An 18,645-nucleotide genomic window follows, 5' to 3' on the forward strand; every position below is an offset into this window, starting at 1 on the left:
GCATCATGTTTAAGAAAATCAAAGCTTCATGGCAACATTTTTTAGAATCACTTGCCGAACAAAATAAAACAAACTATGGTGAGGGTGGCATAAACTGTTGTGAACTGAAACAGGCAAATTCAGACCAACCAAAACAGTCTTAATCAAAGTAAACTAGAAGCATACCGATAGGTGTTGAGGAGCTAAATCATAGCTCCTTTTTTATTTAGCAGCAAGGAACTTGATGTAAAATCTGAAGGTTCGATGCCTTAGGATTTTTATTTTAGCTAAAGAAATTGATTATGTTATAATAAATTGGGTTAAATCTATTAGATGGATATTAAAAACTTTCACTGAAATGAGGCTCAAATGTTCAAACGCATATTTAGCAATGAATCTATAAGAGAATTAAATGAGTTAAGCCCAGAGCAACAAAATCAAGTAAAGATAGAATTAATCAGGACAAATAATAAAAGGTTGTTGATTTTCAGTATATTAACTGCTTTTTTAGAGCTGATGTTAATCATTTTTAACGATATTCCTAATATTATGAGCCAGTCGGGTGATTATAACATTAGTTTGCTTTATCTAGTATTTCATTCTCTTATTCTTATGACGAGCCTGACGGTACTGGTTTTATTAAACCGTTTTAAAAACAAGCTTACCAGTCGATTGTATAATTATCTATCAGAAGCAATCGTATTATCTGGCATGATATGGATGGCCTTTATAGGTGTACTAGACCAACTCACACTGGGCAACTTCACATCGTATATTACGATTTTTATCGTAGTTGGGATAGCCGTATTAATTAAATCACCGAATAATTTTATCGTCTACACCATACCACAGGTTCTGTTTTTAACGCTTAGCTTTTACTTTCAAGAGGATACAAATATGCTCATGGATGTATTCGTTAATGGAACGATGTTTTATCTATGCGTATTATTTATTTCTAAAATCACCTACGAAAATCACTTGGATCATATCGTTAAAAATATGGTCTTAGAGGAAATTAATAAAAAATTAGAATACATTTCAAATTATGATTTTTTAACCGGGCTTTATAATCGTAGATATTTTGAAACTATTCTAAAAGAGAACGTGATAAATGTAACCTCGCTTTCTAAAAGTGCTATCTTCCTTGGTATTATGGACATCGATCACTTTAAAACCATCAATGATCAGTATGGTCACAAAACAGGTGATCTCGTCTTAGAACAAGTTGCTGATCTAATAAGAAAAAGTATACAAGAGGACGCTATCTATGCCAGATGGGGTGGAGAGGAGTTCGTATTCTTATTTACCGAAAAAGATAAGGTATCCAGTCATGAATTAATGGAAGGATTACGACTCAGAATAGAACAAGCCGAAATTTATGTTGATGGAAAAGCGATTACAATGACTGTGAGCTCTGGAATCACTCAAGTTCTAGATACTTCGGAGTTATCGTTTACAAATGCATTTAAAAATGCGGATCAAGCGCTTTATTCTGCGAAAGAAAACGGAAGAAACAGAGTGGAGTGGTTTTAGTAATCTAAAGTATTTTTTTTGATTTAAATGAACTTAAAAACATGCTATACTGATTTAGACCCCCTGTACAGGGGGTCTAAATTTTAGGAGGCATAAAGTTATGGTGAAACGATTGGCGAAGTATAGAAGGAGTTTTCAATATCTTTTTGGTGGCATTACACTTTACTTGTTTTTGGCGCATCCCAAGGGCATTTTAATCATTCTTGGTGTAGGCATTATCCTCGGTGCTTTATTGGGTAAGGTATTTTGCAAATGGATGTGTCCAATAGGGCTAATGATGGAGTTTATGACTAAAAATATGTCGTCAGAACAAACCAAAGTACAAATGTATAATTATTATAAATTAGGGTGTCCTGTGGCATGGATACAAGGGTTTTTAAATAAATTTTCACTCTTTAGAATTCGAAGAAATAAAAGCACCTGTACCTCATGCGGTCTTTGTGATAAAGCTTGTTACATTTCCTCGATCAATCCAGAGATGAGCCTATATAAAGCTGATAAGAAGGATTCTAGTACAGCTTATAGCTGTTCTAAATGCATGGCTTGTGTAACCTCATGTCCAAATAACAGCTTGGATTTTACCATTAAAAATTAATAAATCTTAACTTTGACAAATATATATCGATGTGTTATCCTAACGATGAATTGAATAATCTTCAGGGCAGGGTGTAATTCCCGACCGGCGGTGATAGTCCGCGAGCCTAACGGCTGACTTGGTGTAATTCCAAGACCGACAGTATAGTCTGGATGGGAGAAGAGTGTATCGGTAGGCTATCTATTTTTTTGGTCTGTACTTTTTTCGATGAGCATGGCTCTGAAGGTATTTTTATACTTTCAGAGCCTTTTTTTATCCTTAAAGAGTTGCATAGCTCATCAAAAGTTGAGATTTTATTATCCGAGAACTTATTTAATGTGTTTTATGAATTATACCTGAAGACCTCAATATTAATTAATAAGGAGGTTAAAATGGATCAAAATTGGATGAATCAAGCCATTGCTTTAGCGCGGCTAGGCAGTGGACATGTCAATCCAAACCCCAAGGTAGGGGCGGTTATTGTAAAGGATAACCGCAAAATTGGCGAAGGCTATCATCAAAGATATGGTGAGCCACATGCAGAAATCATCGCCATTCGTTCAGCAAGTGAATCATGTGAAGCTGCCACACTTTACGTCACATTAGAACCTTGCTTTCACTACGGCAAGACACCCCCTTGTGTAGATGAAATCATCAGACAGGGCTTTAAAAGAGTTGTCATTGGCATGGTTGACCCCAATCCAAAGGTGGCTGGGAAAAGCATTGAAAAACTAAGAAGTAATGGGATTGAGGTGACTTTAAACGTACTTGAAGCCCAGTGTCGAGAATTGAATCCAGGATTTATAAAGCTCGTAGAAACTCAAAAACCTTATGTCTTACTGAAATCGGCGATGACTCTAGACGGAAAAATAGCCACTAAGACAGGTAAGAGTCAGTGGATAACATGCGAAGCTTCGAGGAATAAGGTGCATGAACTGAGACAGGATTTTCATGCGATTATGGTTGGGATCGGTACGGTTTTATCAGATGATCCGATGCTGAACACTCGTATCTACGAGACGCCGTCACATCCTATTCGCATTATCGTCGATTCAAAAGGTAAATTGCCACTAGACTCTCAGATCGTAAAGACTGCGAGAGATTATAAAACCATTTTAGTGACCACGGATCAAATTGAAGCTAAAAAAAGAGACGCGTTATTACGTGCAGCTATAAAAGTCGAAATTGTTAATCAAAATAATGCCAAAGGCTGTAATCAGGATAAAGTTTGCATGGATGCAATGATGAAACGCTTAGGTGAGCTAAACATCTGCAGTATCTTACTTGAAGGTGGCGGTACACTAAACGATAGCTTATTAAGAAGCGGCAATGTAGATGAAGTATTATTTTTTATTGCTCCTAAAATTTTCGGTGGAGAAGCTGCTAAGTCACCAGTATCGGGTATTGGCATCGAAAACATATCAGAGGCAATAGAATTGGTTGATTTAAATTATGAAATGTCTGGAACAGATCTATGCATTAAAGGAAAGGTGGTCAATCATGTTCACAGGGCTGATTGAAACGATGGGAAGGGTAAACAGCATAAAAAAGACCTCTGAGAGTGCCATATTAACCATTGAAGCGCCAGAAATTGCATCTTTTATAAAAGTGGGCGACAGTATCTCTACAAATGGGGTCTGCCTAACGGTTACTGCGATTATGGGCAATCAATATACCACAGATGTCATGCCGATTACCTTTGCATCGACGAACCTAAATTTATTAAGTATCGGCAGTAGGGTTAATTTAGAACGTGCAATGACCTTGAAAGATAGATTGGATGGACATCTTGTAACTGGACATGTCGATGCAATCGGTAGGATTTCAAATGTTCAGAAGCACGGAAATGCAACTCTTTACACGATTATGATAAACGAGGCATTAATTGCTCGGATGATTGAAAAAGGCTCCATAGCTGTAGATGGGATTAGTCTGACCATACAAAAGCTGAACCATGATAGTGTCGTCGTCTCTATCATTCCACACACGTCGAAAATGACAACACTATCATTTTTAAAAACAGGTGACGTTGTGAACATTGAAAGTGATGTAATTGGAAAATATGTTGAAAGACTGTTAGGTAAATCGTCACAAACATCAAGTGTAGACATGGACTTTTTAAGTAGAACAGGTTTTTTATAGGAGATCATTATGTTTAGCAAAATAGAAGAAGCAATTGCCCAAATTAAGTTGGGAAAAATGATCGTTGTCGTAGACGATGAGGATAGAGAGAATGAAGGCGATTTATTGATGGCGATGGAACATGTCACACCACAAGCGGTCAACTTTATGGCGACACATGGTAGAGGGCTTATCTGTGCACCTATGGTTACAGAGGCTATCGAGCGTCTTGATCTCCATCCAATGGTCGTCAACAATACAGATCCAAAAGCAACTGGATTTACAGTTTCTGTGGATGTTAAAACTTCAACCACAGGCATATCTGCCTATGAGCGTTCTGAAACGTTAAGAGCGCTTCTAGATCAAAATAGCAAACCAGCTGATTTTACGAGGCCAGGACACATTTTTCCACTTCATGCAAAAGAAGGTGGCGTGCTAAGAAGAGCTGGACATACCGAAGCTGCAGTTGATTTTGCAAGACTTGCAGGACTGGAGCCAGCTGGTGTCATCTGTGAAATCATGAACGACGATGGCACGATGGCTCGCGTTCCAGATTTAGTGAAATTCTGCGATAAGCATCAGTTAATTATGGTGACGATTAAGGATTTAATCGAATATAGAAAACGAACTGAATCTCATGTAAGACAGATTTCTGCTGCCAAAATGCCGACGAAATATGGTGAGTTCACAATGGTAGGATATGAGAATCTTTTGACGCATGAGCACCATGTTGCTTTAGTTAAAGGAGAGATAGGTCCAGATGATGTCGTAATGGTTCGTGTACATTCAGAGTGCCTTACAGGAGATGCGTTTGGTTCATTAAGATGTGACTGTGGTGATCAATTAGCTCACGCACTTGAAGCCATCGAAAAAAAAGGTAAAGGTGTGCTGCTCTACATGCGTCAGGAGGGAAGAGGAATAGGCCTACTGAACAAAATAAGAGCATACGCCCTTCAGGATCAAGGACTTGATACTGTGGAAGCAAACCTGGCATTGGGATTTGCCGAGGATCTAAGAGATTATGGCATTGGTGCACAAATTTTATACAATTTGGGTTTACGTAAAATTGAGCTAATGACCAATAATCCGTTGAAATTAACTGGCATAGAAGGTCATGGACTTGAAGTGGTTGGTCGCGTTCCAATCGTTATGTCTCACAATGATAAGAACTTCAAGTATTTAAAAACCAAGCAGGATAAGATGCAACATCTATATAACATGGAGGAGAACAAAATATGATATTTAGTGCGAATTTAATAGGAACTGGGAAAAAATTTGGAATTATCGTTGGCAGATTCAACGAGTTTATTGGGAGTAAACTTCTTGAAGGTGCAAAGGATACGCTCATCCGACATGGTGTAGATGTGGATGCAATCGATGTGGCGTGGGTACCAGGCGCTTATGAAATCCCTCTTGCAGCAAAAAGACTGGCTATGACGAACAAGTACGATGCTATTATCTGTCTGGGTGCTGTCATTCGAGGTGCGACACCACATTTTGAGTTTGTTTCAAATGAAGTCGCTAAAGGCGTTGCGCAGGTTTCTTTAGATCAAAATCTACCAGTGATATTTGGCGTATTAACGACAGATACCATTGAACAGGCCATCGAAAGAGCGGGGACCAAGGCTGGTAATAAAGGTGCGGATGCTGCGATGACCGCTATCGAAATGGCAAATTTCCTTGCCTTAGTCGAGTAACATGGACAAGATTATCTATTTTGATTTTGATGGGACTTTGCATGAAACAGCCTTAATTTATCAAAAAGCATTACAAGCGGCTTATGATATGCTTAGAGGCAGAGTAGCTTTGCCGGAAAGACGATTAAGTTTGGAGGAAGCATCTGTTTGGCTGGGGTATTCACCACCGGAGATGTGGGAAAAGTTTATGTCTGAATTAGAGCCGGAACTTAAAAAAGAAGCTTCTCAGTGGATTGGTCAGCTTATGTCACAGGCGATTGAAATGGGTGAAGGACGCTTATATGTAGGCACTGAGGCGGTATTGCAAAAGCTTAAGCAAAAGGGATATCGCCTGAAGATTCTCAGCAACTGTAAGGAAAGCTATCGAGATGCAGTCGTAAAAGCCTTTCAACTTGATCGTTATTTTGATGCCTTTATTGCAGCGGAGACATACGGTTATTTGCCTAAGGAAGAGATATTAAAGTTGGTTGAGGATCTTAATCAAGAAGATTCAAAAGCAAAAATCGCAGCATTTATTGGAGATAGAAAAGCAGACATCGATGCGGCAAGTGCCAACCAGTTGTTTTCCATAGGCTGTTTGTATGGGTATGGTGAGCTGGAGGAACTAAAGGCTGCCAATGCTTTAATACATGACATTGGTGAACTTTTAGATTATTTTTAAGCTTAGTATCACAAAATTAAAGAGCTAAAATAACACATTTAAAAGTCGTTATTTTAGCTCTTTTTGATCTTTCATTACTTATTTAAAATTTTCGACCGTTTTTTCTCTTTTGAAAGATACATCTCTTTGTCTGCAAGCTCTAGTATCTCTTCAAGCTGCATGGTTTTTTCATATTCGATGACACCCATGCTAAAGCTCAAACTATAAACCTTGTGTGAGGTTTTGTTAAACTGATCAATGGCGTCAATAATCAGAGCTTCAACAGATTTAGCTTTCTCTAAATTGTGGTTCTTTAAGATGATTAAGAACTCATCACCACCCAATCGTATAACATATCTAGGATCTGGTATGGCATCAAGTACGAGTTTGATTGCATCAGTAATCATTTCATCACCAGACGAGTGACCAAATTGATCATTCACAAGCTTTAAGTTATCAATATCAAGATAAATAACAGAAAAGGTGGCTTCGTTATTTTTAAAACTCTTAATTAAACCGTCCAAAATATCTAAACCGATCCGTCTGTTATAAACCCCAGTCATATCATCGTATGCGGCGAGTTTAGAGAGCTCAGTATGAATTTCGTCGATTTCCTCCAGCATCAGATTGATGTTTTCACCGAGTTCACCAATCTCATCATAGCCTTTGGAATTAAGCCTTTCTTTGGTGCTTCTAGATTTTCTAATAAAGGCAATTTGTCCATTGAGCTCTAAAAGACGTCGAATGACAACACGTTCAAAAGACACATTTAGTAAAACAGCAAAAAAGCTAAGGATTAAAAAGACTAAAAACACTGCGAGATAAATGAATCGTGTCCCTAGCTTTTGGATTGCGTTTTCAAGATTTGTCGTTAGGACAAGGGTTTGATCTGAATTAACGATTGGAACAACGAGCTTGAGTGTACTATCTGCACTTCTCGTATGATTGAGATTACTGGATACATTAAAATGACCTCGCATTGAATTGTTTGCTGAATCATTTGAGTCTGAGTCATCAGTAACCACTATCTTTTCTATAGTGAAATCCATACTGGTTTCTATATTAAAAAACTCAACAAAATCTGAGTCAATCACCTTGGCAAATCCGAGGAACCCTTTTGGGTCTGCTGTCCCTTCATTATTGGTAATACGCATGGTAGAAAAAATAATGAGCTGATCGCCTATGGACAACACACCAGTCTGATTTGGATATTCCTTCAGCACATCTAAAACAATCTGATCAATTCCTGTGCTGAATCCATTTGGATCTTTCATTTGATCATAAAGCAGTTTGTCAGAATCATCGTAAATATAGAGATAGTCTAATTCTAATCCCCCTAAAACATCGCCGCTTAAATTCTCCTCAATAAAATTGTTATCCTCTCCAGATACGAAATCGTAGGTCAAATCCCATTTCGACCAGTCCGTTAAGGTATACTCAAGTGCGTAAAATTCATTTTCAAGAGCAACTCTTGCGGTATCTACCTTGTCCTTATAAAAAATGGATTCAACCCCATAGAAATTCTGTCGGCTGATAAGGACCAATACAAAACTGAGAACGATAATAACGATAACCGTAAATGCAACGGTTAGTGAATGAAGCTTATATCTTAATTTCATCTAAACTCCTTTTTCTAGATGTGTCATTATAGACGGATAAATCTTTTTCTATGACTATTATAACTCAAAATTTGAAAGAAATACGCATTTTTAATATAAGTACGACGATCAATATATCGAACTGACCCTATTATATAATTCGATTCTGACACTTTTTAAAAGGACAATCCCCTTTTATAATGAAAATGAAAAATTCATTTGGAGAGGTATTATGAAACCGACAAATTTAAAAACAAAACAAGTGGTTCTTGCAGGTCTTTTTACTGCCATCGTATTTGTATGTACTTACGCAATTCAAATTACGCTTCCAGGTATTGCAACTGGGGGATTGATTCATCTTGGTAACGTCGCTTTATTTACCATTGCAGTTGTTTTTGGCAAGAAGTATGGTGCGATTTCAGGTGCACTGGGTATGGCACTATTTGATATATTATCACCTTGGGCAATTTGGGCACCAGGTACTTTTATCATTAGAGGCATCATGGGCTATGCGGTGGGTAGCATCGCAAACGGTGGAAAAAGTGAGAGCAAAAGCTTTTTTAGATTGCTTATAGCACTTGTTTTGCCAAGTGTTTGGATGATTTTCGGTTATCTCGGATATAACTTATTACTTTACAGAGATTTGCCAGCTGCAATCGCATCGATTCCTGGCGATATCACGCAGGCTGTTGCGGGTATCGTAATCGCAACACCAGTTATTTTAACCATTCAAAAGAGTGGCTTCTCAGGCTATTTGAGAAAGTTATCCGCTGTTTCGAATTAATTATGACGATTGATCTATGAAAGGAAGTCACATGAATGCAAATTATCTAATGATGACACCTGGGCCAACGATGATCCATGAAAGTATAAGAATGGCAATGTCAAAACCGATGCTTCAGCCTGATATTGATCCCGATTTCTTTCAGCTGTATCAGGAGACGGCTTCGCTTGTGGCAAAGCTTTTGAAGACAAAAAATGAAACCCTAATCCTCAGTGGAGAAGGGATACTGGGACTAGAGGCAGCTTGTGCCTCCCTTATAGAAGATGGTGACCGTGTGCTGATTATCAGCAATGGTATCTTCGGTGAAGGCTTCGGCGATTTTGCAAAGATGTATGGCGCAGAGTGCGTCTATTATCAGCAGGACTTTAGAAAACCTGTCGATATCTTAAAACTAAGTGCATTCTTAGATAAGGATCACGATTTCAAGCTTGCGACGGTCGTACACTGCGAAACGCCATCTGGACTAATAAACCCTATCGAATTGATCTGCCCACTTCTCAGAAAGCATCGTATACTAAGTGTGGTGGACGCAGTTTCTTCTATCGGCGGCATGCCGATTGAGACCGATGAATGGTCAATCGATATGATTCTGGGCGGCTCACAAAAATGCCTGTCCGCACCTCCAGGTCTCACCTTTTTAGCGATGAGCGAGGAGGCGAAGCAAGCCATGAAAGAGAGAAAGACACCGATTAGAGGCTTTTACACCAACCTATTAACATGGGAAGGGTATAACGAGCAAATGTGGTTCCCTTATACACAGCCGGTTAGCGATATTTATGCATTTAATGCTGCGCTAAAAAGATGGTTTGAGGGGGAAAACGTCATAGCAAAGCACGAAACTGCTGCGAATCGCACAAGAAAAGAACTTCTCGAGCTTGGTTTTGAGCTTTACCCACTTGAGAGCCCTTCTAATACCGTAACCGCTATCATAGTTCCAGAAGGATTTGATGAGGCTGTTTTTAGAGAAACACTTTTAAAACAGCATGGCATTATGATCACAGGCGCATTCGGTCCATTAAAGGGGAAAGTACTCAGAATAGGACATATGGGCGAAAACATCAATGAAGACTATCTGGATCGAACCTTGAGTGCGATTAAGATGTTGGTTCAAACCGATAAGAGATTTAATATCAAACTTTAAACCCTAATAGAACACATTCAGTTGATTTCTGCTTATGATATAATGAGATGAGAAGCTTACTGCATGTGTTTTTTATTTAGCTCGTGCCTGTGTGGTATAATTAGGTTAATAAGCCTTGTAAGGGGGGAAAACTTATTTTGGAAGAGCTAGTTATTGGCGGTACTTACAGACATTTCAAAGGCAATCTCTATAAAGTGTTGGCAGTGGCGACGCACAGTGAGACGGAGGAGCGCATGGTCGTCTACCAAAAGCTTTACGGTGAACAGGATGTATGGGTAAGACCCTATGATATGTTTTTGGATATGAAGGAGACGCCGGAGGGCAGGGTGAAACGCTTTGTCCTTATGAGTGAAGATTTGAGTAAGTAAAATCATTGGAGGGATCTATGAAAAAGAAGAGTATCTTATTGATTTTGTTAGTGGCTATGATGGCAGTACTTTTGACGGGCTGTCTGCCTGGAGATAGCAAGTACACCAGCGAAGATCCAGCTGGCTTCTTTTGGGGCATCTGGCATGGTTGGTTAGCACCGCTATCATTAATTATCAGCTTATTTAATGACACGACTCGTGTCTATGAGGTCAATAACACTGGTTGGTGGTACGATTTTGGATTCTACATCGCCATCATCAGCGGATTTGGTGGTGTCAGACTTTCAAGAAAGAAAGCAAAATCTAAGTCAAAGTCCAGTAGGGATGACTATTAATAAAAAAGAAAAACGTCTCAAGCGGTACCGTATGAAAAACGGTATGCTTGGGACGTTTTTATTTGATTACTTTAAAGTTTTATTGGTGATTTGTTCATAGAGTTTCACAAACATCACAATGGCTTCTTCTCTTGTTACATTACTTTTCGGAGAGAGTTTGCCGTTATTGCTTATAAGGATGCCATTTCTATTGCAGAAATTTACTGCGTCAATGGCCCAACTGGAGATGGATGCTTGATCTTTGTAACTGGTATCAATGGCATATGTTTCATAAGTTCTTTTTTCAATTTTTTGAGCAAGTTTGTAGATAACGACGCAAAATTGCTCGCGGGTTATAGTGCTTTGTGGACTAAAATGTTCTTTATCTGTACCACTTAGTATGCCAGCCTTAAAGGCTTTTAAAATAGCTTCACTTTCAGTATCTTTAAAAGTTGAAGTATCAGCTGTTTTCAGAGTCCCGACATATTTTTCGAGAATTTTTACTGCTTGAATACTCACTTCACCTCTTGTAATATCTTCCTGATACTGGCTTAGAATACTATTTTCAACTAGTTTTTTAGTAATTGCAATCGCTATGCTTTCTTTCGCCCAATTTGAGGCATCCATGCTTATGATTTCTGGAATTGGCGTAAAATCATCACCATTTTCATTGTCATGTGATCGTATTAAATTAAGTGTTGTGGTCGTTACGCCTCCAGCGCCATCGTAAGCATTTACCTTTACGACGATATCGTTATTTTTATAGTTCGAAAAATACAGAATATTGTCGATAACACATCCTTTATCAGCTTTATAGACCAACGTGGATTGCTCATTATCTTTGAAAATTCGATTTAAATCAATCCAACCACTGAAATTTTTCGTAATATAATAAGTGTGAGAGGTATCTGAGCTTGGGGCAGTGTTTGTACCATTAAATATTTTATTGTCTTTGATTTCTACAACCGAATCATAATGTGCATAAGGGAAGAAAATTACACCTTCTTCATATTCGAAAGTCATTCTGTATTTTCCATTTGGAATCCCTTTTAATTTGTAAGCATCTTGAGATTGCTCATTCACGTAGCTATAATAGCCTAATATAGTTTTATATCCTTTTATTCTGTATGTTGCTTTCGTTTTAGTATCTGTTAGGACGAGTATTGGGTTTACATAGTCATGTTCAGTTATTACGATACTACCGCCAACGTTGTTAACCAGTTCATGGAGGATAACACCTTCTCCACTATCTAACATGACCTCTTCTTTAACTTCTTCTAAAAAAGGAGAGTCTATTATTAATGGTTCAAAAAGATTTATATTGGTAAAGATTTTGTAGTATAATTCTCGATTATTAAGCGCATGTTTAAAACAGTATTTTATATTATAGATATTTCTACCGAGCTTAACATCATATGAATCGGCGACGCTGTCTAGATAACTCAAATCTACATTTATTACATAACTTAATGAAACTGGATCTACAATTTCAATTTGATTGAAATAAGCTTCTGGAACTAGTTTAAATGAAACATCACTAAAGTCTTCATAGGTAAGATCAAAATCATCTAAATAACACAAGTAATCGTTATACAATACTTCAGGTGGCTTAATACTATCTGAATAACTTGTATCATTGTAAATTTTTACAAAAAATTTCCCTTTATCTTGTGATATTGAATAGGTTCCATCTGGATTATCGTATACTTCTTGGGTTGTTAAGAGCTGCCTCATGCCAACTGTATATTGCAGGACTCTTTCATATAAGGGACTAATATATTTTGAGTTTTTAAAACGATCAAATGGAATGTTGTATTCCACGTAAGCGTTGTCTCCGAATTCCCAATCGGACTCAAAGGTTACGGTTTCACAACTGAGTGGTTCGAGTAAGGTAAGACCGCTGGTAAAGAGACCTCTAAAATAAAATGGTGTATCCGAATAGGACAAGTTTAAACAACCATATGTGATTCGATTTGCCTTGGCCATTGCTGTAAAATCAATATTGAGCTGATAAACATTTTCATCCATGAAAAGAGAAGAAGGCTCATCATAAATATTTTCGTCTAAATCATACTCATAAAATTCCATTTGAGGACGAAAATTGTCTGAACCAATAATATTTCAAAGAAGATCAAATACAATAATTGAAACATTGTAATCAGGGATTAGAAATTTTGAATTAATTACGGTTTCTTGACTGCCATTGGTGTTGTTTATTGTAACGGTTAGCTTATGTTCACCTAATTTCAATTTACGAATGTTAAGTGAAGCGTCTTGTACGCTATCTGTAGAATACAAGGTTTTAACAGGAACACCATCTACCAAAAAATCGATGGTCTCAATAGTATTATCTGAGTAAAATTTAATGGGAAGATCGAATTTATATTCGGGGATGTTGTCAACGTTTGCATAAGTATGTCCAATCAAGTAAAAAGAATCACTAGAGGCATAACCAGTTAAATTTATTTCACCAGATCCGAAAAATTGATCCTTTCCTAGAGCGCCAAGATCTTTTGTTTGGGAAAGCATAATTTTTTTAACTTCATCTGCATCCAAATCAGGCTGGTCTAGCCAAATTAGAGCAGTAGCTGCTGAGATAAAAGGTGCGGCCATAGAAGTTCCTGACATTGAAACTGTGGTATTGTCTAGATAGGTGCTGACTATATTTTCGCCAGGTGCACAGATATCAACTGAATCACCGAAGTTAGAGTAAGATAATAAGCTACCAAGTGTGTTAGTTGCCCCTACTGTAACGACATCATCAAATGCAGCTGGATACAGATAGCTATTATCAGAAGCATCATTTCCAGAAGAAACAACAACAATGACATCTCGGTCTATTGCGTATTGAATCGCATTTTCAAGATAGTTGGTTTTTCCTTCGCCTGATAGTGACATATTAATGACTTTTGCACCTTGGTTAACAGCATAATAAATACCGGTAACTATATCAGAATCCTTAGCCAAACCTGATTCATCAAAAACATCTATAGGTAGAATTTTCACATTTGAAGGTGTAGACATTGCGATTATTCCAGCAACATGCGTACCATGCCCGTTGGTGTCATCAGTGTCTTTTTTGTTTTTAACGGTATTATAACCAGGTAGTAATCTCGATTTTAATGTCGCGTTTTTTACATCAACTCCGGTATCCAGAATCGCGACGACAATATCTGTGCTGGATTGAGCAACTTTATTAGATAATTGTGAAAATCCTAGCTCTTCGGCCACATAAGGTACGGATAAAGTAGTATAAAAGTAACTAAACTCGCCTTCATCGAAAGAACGATATAAATCGGGTTCAAGGTAGAGCCCTGTTTTAAACTCGCCGTTAATGTCGTATGTAATCTGTGTTGTGCCATCACTTAATAGTTGGTATTCAGTAATACTGTCACTGTTGACGCTAACAGGTTTTGTGGTATTATCACCATCCTCATCTGCCAAGAAAAAAGTATCGTTTCCCGTTTTGTCTTTTGAGTCTAGTGTATTAATTGCTTGTATTTCTTGTGTTGATGTGTTTTCAATCAGGATCGTTTCAGCAAATGAGATAGTCCCGTCAAAGTTGAACTGAAAGATGGTAGAGACTGTTAATAGAAACAGGCTTAATAAGAGTACTTTTTTTCTTCGCATACTTCCCCCAGGAAATGATTTACTGCGGAAAATGTTAATACATTAACAAAAACAAATCTAGTTAAAAGTTCATTTTTTACAGAGTTATTTAGTTGATTTATGTATAAAATTTCCACTAGCTTTATTAGTATAGAGTATCTATATAAATGTGTAAATTAAAATTTATGAGGTAAAGTATTTTTTGTAAAATAGTATCTTTAAGGACTACAGCGTATTAAAGGAGAAATTTTATTAGAGATTTTTGTATGACTTTTATGCATTAACCAATTTCATGTTTTATAATAAAATAGAGATACAATTAAAGTGAAAGGTGATGCATATGCCATTTGAAATTATTAGAAATGATATCACAAAACTGAAAGTGGATGCAATCGTTAATGCGGCCAATACTTCCTTGCTAGGTGGTGGTGGCGTTGATGGGGCAATCCATAGAGCCGCTGGTCCAAAGCTTCTTGAGGCGTGTCGAATGCTAAACGGTTGTAAAACAGGTGATGTAAAACTAACGGAAGGCTTTAACTTGCCTTCAAAATATGTGATACATACTGTAGGACCTGTTTGGCACGGTGGTGGTCATAATGAAGAGTATTTACTGAGATCTTGCTATCAAAAGGCTTTGGCACTTGCTTTTGAGAAAGGATTGGCTTCTATTGCCTTTCCATTAATTTCTTCAGGGGTATATGGCTATCCAAAAGAGCAAGCGATAGAAGTCGCAATTTCTGAAATCGATTTATTTTTGAAATCAAATGATATGATGGTCTATTTGGTGATTTTTAATCGCACAACTACCTATCTATCTGATAACAGATACAGTGAAATTAAAGCTTATATAGATGACGCTTATATAGATGACGCTTATGAAGATGAAGAAGAATACATTAATGATTCAGCAGAGATTTTTAAACATGCCTTAAACGATTCAGATATGGGAGTGTTACTCGATCAACCACGGCACAACGTGACATCTGCATCTTTAAAAGAAAGAAATTTAGAAGATGTGCTTTCTGAACTTCAAGCGACCTTTTCCGAGCATCTATTTAGGCTAATTGATCATAAGGGTTTTGATGATGTAACGGTCTATAAGCGGGCAAACATCGATCGAAAACTGTTCTCTAAGATTCGTAGCGATCGTGCTTACAAGCCCAGCAAAGCGACGGTTATGGCTCTGGCGATTAGCTTGGAGCTATCGTTCGATGAAGCTTGTGATCTGATGCAAAAAGCTGGTTATGCCTTTTCAAATAGTAGCAAACAGGATTTGATTATTCGATATTTTATCGAGAAGGAGCAGTTTGATATATACGCGATTAATTTGGCTTTATTTGAATTCAATGAGCCAATGTTATAGTGAAAATGTCGCCTATTAGGCGACCTTTCTTTTTTTAAAAAGTGATATCCTTTGAGTAACAAATCTTAGGAGGTAGCATATGAAAAAGAAGACGATTACCGAGGTTGTTTTTATTCTAGATAGAAGTGGTTCTATGGCTGGGCTGGAAAGCGATACCATAGGCGGTTATAATGCTTTGCTTGAGAAACAGTTGGCGCAAGAAGGGGAAGTAAGGGTTACCACAATATTGTTCGATAATTGCTATGAAGTCCTTCACAATAGAAAATCACTGCCATTGGTAAATCCTTTGACATCTGCTGAGTACTTTGTGAGAGGGACCACTGCTTTACTAGATGCGATTGGAAAAACAATTACAAGCATGAAATTACAACATGAGGAAACAAAAGCGGAGTATAAAGCCAATCAGTTTCTATTTGTGATTACAACAGATGGACTTGAAAATGCAAGTAGTGAATATACCTACAGACAAGTGAAACGTCTAATCCAAGAGCAAAGAGAAAAAATGGGATGGGAGTTTATATTTTTAGGTGCAAATATAGATGTAACTGAAGAAGCAAATCGCTTAGGAATTGATAAAGAAAGAGCCGTTAAGTATTGCAATGATCGGGAAGGCGTCAGTCAAAATTACGAAGCGATTAGTGAGGCTTTAACAGAGTTGAGATTACACGACTCTATATCCAGTTCGTGGAAAAAGAAAATTAAAAAAGACAGTAATTCGTGAAATATGCTTTTATAATATGTAGTATTCAACGAAAAAACACCAAAAGTTGACAGCCTTTAAGGTCATCAACTTTTGGTGTTTTTCTATGATATAGGTTATTGAAATTCTCCCATATTAATATAGAAGAAGATATGTTGTGACTAGTGAGTGATTTGATCTAGTAAAGATTCTAATAAATTCAGCATTATAAAGTAGAATGTAGAGCGCAATCATATGGTTTTTAAGTTTTTTGAACATAAAAAAATACCTCAAGGTAACTGGCTGCCATTTGAAAGGCCCTGTAGCTTTGCGTCACTATCTTTCGATAGTTTTGCCCTTGAACATGAGATATATAATTCATTTTGACTAATAAAATAGGTCATTGTGTCTAAGCCGAATCGAATTATATCATTTTTAAATCTTTAGAGTCAATCAAAAGATTTAGGAAGAGTATTAAGTTAATTTAACATTGACCAAAATTTAACAATTGGCTGTAGTTTGTCGAGTTGTTAATTTGAACTTAAGTCGCATTTAATTGTTTTCTTTAATAATCCTTCGGTATAAATACTGTAACAAATATGAAGGGGTGGTTATATGGAGCAAAACTCTAATAATGTTATTGATAATATTAAGTTTTTTATTTTCAAATCGTTTCGGCAGGCGACAATTTTTATATTTGCATTTATAGCGGTTTACTCACCTTTTACTGCACTTTTAGCACCGGAAGGACTGAGTAATTTTAATCCGACGTTAATTATCATATCCATATTTTCAATAGTTGTGGGTATATTTGCTTTTTTTACACCTAAGATTAAGATGGCAGTGGACAATAAAATTATAGTATTGGCATTTACTTTTATGGCAGGGATTATGCTCGTATTTTTTTCATCCTATCCATTAAACGTGATGTTGGTTGCACTTTTAATCAGTGCTTTCATTCCAATAGTATTGCTTCACAATACGCTTGTCAGTGTTACTTATACAGCGCTTGTGGTTATTGCATTTATTATCAACGTACTCATGGGACATTCTGAGTTAAAAACGCTTGAGGGAACCGTGCAGGTTTCTTTGGCTTTGGAGACAAAAATTACGATATCTGCAGTCTTAATGATTGCACTTGTGATTGCCTTTTTTATTAGAAGGTCAATTAAAAATATCTTTGACAATTTAGTAGTAACGGTTGAAGAACAGATTAAGACAACCAACGAGATAAACGCTTCAAGAGCGGTTATCGTCTCTGGTGTAGCAGAGTCAGAGAATAGCTTTAGAGGACTTAGTGATGCGATAATCACCTTAAATACAACCTCCAATGAAATTGGGTATGCGATAGAAGAAATTTCAAAAGGGGCAGTGGATCAAAGTAACGACCTAGAAAAGGCGATGCAGATTATGGATGCGTTGAGTCACTCAGTCGATGGTATCAATGAAGTGATCAATGAGCTTTCCAAGGGAACTAAGGAAAGTGAAATAATTAATCAAGAAAGTACCATTACGCTGAAGGATTTAGAGGAAATTGTAAAAAATTCAGAGTCCCTGAATTCTGAAATCTATGAAACGATCAGTCAAATGCTTACTGAGTTTAAGGTTATTATTTCAGCGATTCAAAAGATTGATAATATTGCACAGCAAACCAATTTACTGGCTTTAAACGCTTCTATTGAGTCTGCTAGAGCAGGAGAAGCTGGACGTGGATTTGCTGTCGTTGCGGATGAAATTCGTAAATTAGCTGAAGAAACCTCTGAAAGTGCTAAAAGCATCAATCAAGTGGTTACCGGAATGGATGCGCATATTATATCTGCACAAGAAACCATGACAGCATTAAAGTCACAATCAGATGAGACCAACAAAATCGTTAAGAATACGGTTACAAATATTGGTAAAACCATAGATTTTTTAAAGGTAACAAATGTTGGGCTCAATAAAGCAGGGGCTAATGCAAAAGATCTTGAAAACCATAAGGAAGATGCTTTTAATACGATCACTATGATTGCTGGCGTTTCAGAAGAATATTCTGCTACAACGGAGGAAGTGAATGCTGCAGTATCGAAAATGATAGACAATATTCATGAAATAACAGAAAATACACAGGCGATACGAACGGAAATCGAAAAAATTGCTTCGTTATAAATGGATTTTCAATTATATAAAAGGATTCTCATTAGTTATAAAATATGATAGTATTAATCCAATAAATAATTGTTAGTATGTTTTATGCTAACAATTA

General features: G+C 37.0%; 18 protein-coding genes and 2 riboswitches. Of the genes, 15 read left to right on the forward strand and 3 right to left on the reverse strand.

Features of this window, described 5'->3' with window-relative positions; all coding sequences use genetic code 11:
- Positions 1 to 5 precede the first annotated feature (5 nt).
- From AC4PID_RS09280 to AC4PID_RS09315, 8 genes are all read left to right on the forward strand, one after another.
- On the forward strand, positions 6 to 143 hold the full coding sequence (locus AC4PID_RS09280) for an LDCC motif putative metal-binding protein (protein ID WP_492135293.1): 138 nt from the start codon (positions 6 to 8) through the stop codon (positions 141 to 143).
- Between the two features lie 205 nt (positions 144 to 348).
- On the forward strand, positions 349 to 1,512 hold the full coding sequence (locus AC4PID_RS09285; protein ID WP_492135294.1) for a GGDEF domain-containing protein: 1,164 nt from the start codon (positions 349 to 351) through the stop codon (positions 1,510 to 1,512).
- A gap of 100 nt (positions 1,513 to 1,612) precedes the next feature.
- Positions 1,613 to 2,107, forward strand: coding sequence for a 4Fe-4S binding protein (locus AC4PID_RS09290; protein ID WP_492135295.1), 495 nt, complete (start codon positions 1,613 to 1,615; stop codon positions 2,105 to 2,107).
- Between the two features lie 53 nt (positions 2,108 to 2,160).
- Positions 2,161 to 2,275, forward strand: a riboswitch (FMN riboswitch).
- 203 nt (positions 2,276 to 2,478) lie between these two features.
- Positions 2,479 to 3,606: a bifunctional diaminohydroxyphosphoribosylaminopyrimidine deaminase/5-amino-6-(5-phosphoribosylamino)uracil reductase RibD gene (gene ribD, locus AC4PID_RS09295; RefSeq protein WP_492135296.1), complete on the forward strand. Its 1,128-nt coding sequence runs from the start codon at positions 2,479 to 2,481 to the stop codon at positions 3,604 to 3,606.
- Positions 3,587 to 4,228 (forward strand): riboflavin synthase, encoded by a 642-nt coding sequence (locus tag AC4PID_RS09300; protein WP_492135297.1) that lies wholly within the window; start codon positions 3,587 to 3,589, stop codon positions 4,226 to 4,228. Before ribD ends, AC4PID_RS09300 begins: the two co-directional genes overlap by 20 nt.
- Before the next feature lie 9 nt (positions 4,229 to 4,237).
- Positions 4,238 to 5,446 (forward strand): bifunctional 3,4-dihydroxy-2-butanone-4-phosphate synthase/GTP cyclohydrolase II, encoded by a 1,209-nt coding sequence (locus AC4PID_RS09305; protein ID WP_492135298.1) that lies wholly within the window; start codon positions 4,238 to 4,240, stop codon positions 5,444 to 5,446.
- Complete coding sequence (ribH, locus tag AC4PID_RS09310) at positions 5,443 to 5,904, forward strand: 6,7-dimethyl-8-ribityllumazine synthase (RefSeq protein ID WP_492135299.1); 462 nt, start codon at positions 5,443 to 5,445, stop codon at positions 5,902 to 5,904. Before AC4PID_RS09305 ends, ribH begins: the two co-directional genes overlap by 4 nt.
- A 1-nt stretch (position 5,905) precedes the next feature.
- Positions 5,906 to 6,565, forward strand: a complete 660-nt coding sequence (locus tag AC4PID_RS09315) for an HAD family hydrolase (protein WP_492135300.1) — start codon at positions 5,906 to 5,908, stop codon at positions 6,563 to 6,565.
- Between the two features lie 74 nt (positions 6,566 to 6,639).
- Here the strand turns inward: AC4PID_RS09315 and AC4PID_RS09320 are convergent, their stop codons facing one another.
- Positions 6,640 to 8,163 (reverse strand): sensor domain-containing diguanylate cyclase, encoded by a 1,524-nt coding sequence (locus AC4PID_RS09320; RefSeq protein WP_492135301.1) that lies wholly within the window; start codon positions 8,161 to 8,163, stop codon positions 6,640 to 6,642.
- Positions 8,164 to 8,374: 211 nt separating this feature from the next.
- Between AC4PID_RS09320 and AC4PID_RS09325 the strand changes: the two genes are divergently transcribed.
- The 4 genes from AC4PID_RS09325 (at position 8,375) to AC4PID_RS09340 (ending at position 10,770) form a co-directional block, all read left to right on the forward strand.
- The gene (locus AC4PID_RS09325; protein WP_492135302.1) at positions 8,375 to 8,926 is read left to right on the forward strand and encodes an ECF transporter S component; all 552 of its coding nucleotides are present in this window, start codon (positions 8,375 to 8,377) and stop codon (positions 8,924 to 8,926) included.
- A gap of 31 nt (positions 8,927 to 8,957) precedes the next feature.
- On the forward strand, positions 8,958 to 10,067 hold the full coding sequence (locus AC4PID_RS09330) for a pyridoxal-phosphate-dependent aminotransferase family protein (RefSeq protein WP_492135303.1): 1,110 nt from the start codon (positions 8,958 to 8,960) through the stop codon (positions 10,065 to 10,067).
- A 137-nt stretch (positions 10,068 to 10,204) separates the two neighbouring features.
- Positions 10,205 to 10,435, forward strand: a complete 231-nt coding sequence (locus AC4PID_RS09335; RefSeq protein ID WP_492135304.1) for a DUF1653 domain-containing protein — start codon at positions 10,205 to 10,207, stop codon at positions 10,433 to 10,435.
- 17 nt (positions 10,436 to 10,452) lie between these two features.
- Entirely contained in the window at positions 10,453 to 10,770 is a 318-nt protein-coding gene (locus tag AC4PID_RS09340) for a hypothetical protein (protein ID WP_492135305.1), read from the forward strand.
- A 66-nt stretch (positions 10,771 to 10,836) separates the two neighbouring features.
- Here AC4PID_RS09340 and AC4PID_RS09345 read toward each other — a convergent pair whose 3' ends face one another.
- Positions 10,837 to 12,837 carry an S-layer homology domain-containing protein gene (locus tag AC4PID_RS09345; RefSeq protein ID WP_492135306.1) on the reverse strand — a complete coding sequence of 667 codons (2,001 nt, stop codon included), beginning with the start codon at positions 12,835 to 12,837 and terminating at the stop codon, positions 10,837 to 10,839.
- 33 nt (positions 12,838 to 12,870) lie between these two features.
- On the reverse strand, positions 12,871 to 14,379 hold the full coding sequence (locus tag AC4PID_RS09350) for a S8 family peptidase (protein ID WP_492135307.1): 1,509 nt from the start codon (positions 14,377 to 14,379) through the stop codon (positions 12,871 to 12,873).
- Positions 14,380 to 14,698: 319 nt separating this feature from the next.
- Between AC4PID_RS09350 and AC4PID_RS09355 the strand changes: the two genes are divergently transcribed.
- The 3 genes from AC4PID_RS09355 (at position 14,699) to AC4PID_RS09365 (ending at position 18,548) form a co-directional block, all read left to right on the forward strand.
- Positions 14,699 to 15,721 carry an O-acetyl-ADP-ribose deacetylase gene (locus AC4PID_RS09355; protein WP_492135308.1) on the forward strand — a complete coding sequence of 341 codons (1,023 nt, stop codon included), beginning with the start codon at positions 14,699 to 14,701 and terminating at the stop codon, positions 15,719 to 15,721.
- 79 nt (positions 15,722 to 15,800) lie between these two features.
- Positions 15,801 to 16,442 (forward strand): vWA domain-containing protein, encoded by a 642-nt coding sequence (locus tag AC4PID_RS09360; protein ID WP_492135309.1) that lies wholly within the window; start codon positions 15,801 to 15,803, stop codon positions 16,440 to 16,442.
- Between the two features lie 249 nt (positions 16,443 to 16,691).
- Positions 16,692 to 16,767: riboswitch (cyclic di-GMP riboswitch) on the reverse strand.
- Positions 16,768 to 17,015: 248 nt separating this feature from the next.
- Complete coding sequence (locus AC4PID_RS09365; RefSeq protein ID WP_492135310.1) at positions 17,016 to 18,548, forward strand: methyl-accepting chemotaxis protein; 1,533 nt, start codon at positions 17,016 to 17,018, stop codon at positions 18,546 to 18,548.
- Positions 18,549 to 18,645 lie beyond the last annotated feature (97 nt).

Source organism: Fusibacter sp. QWL-12, assembly GCF_058683495.1.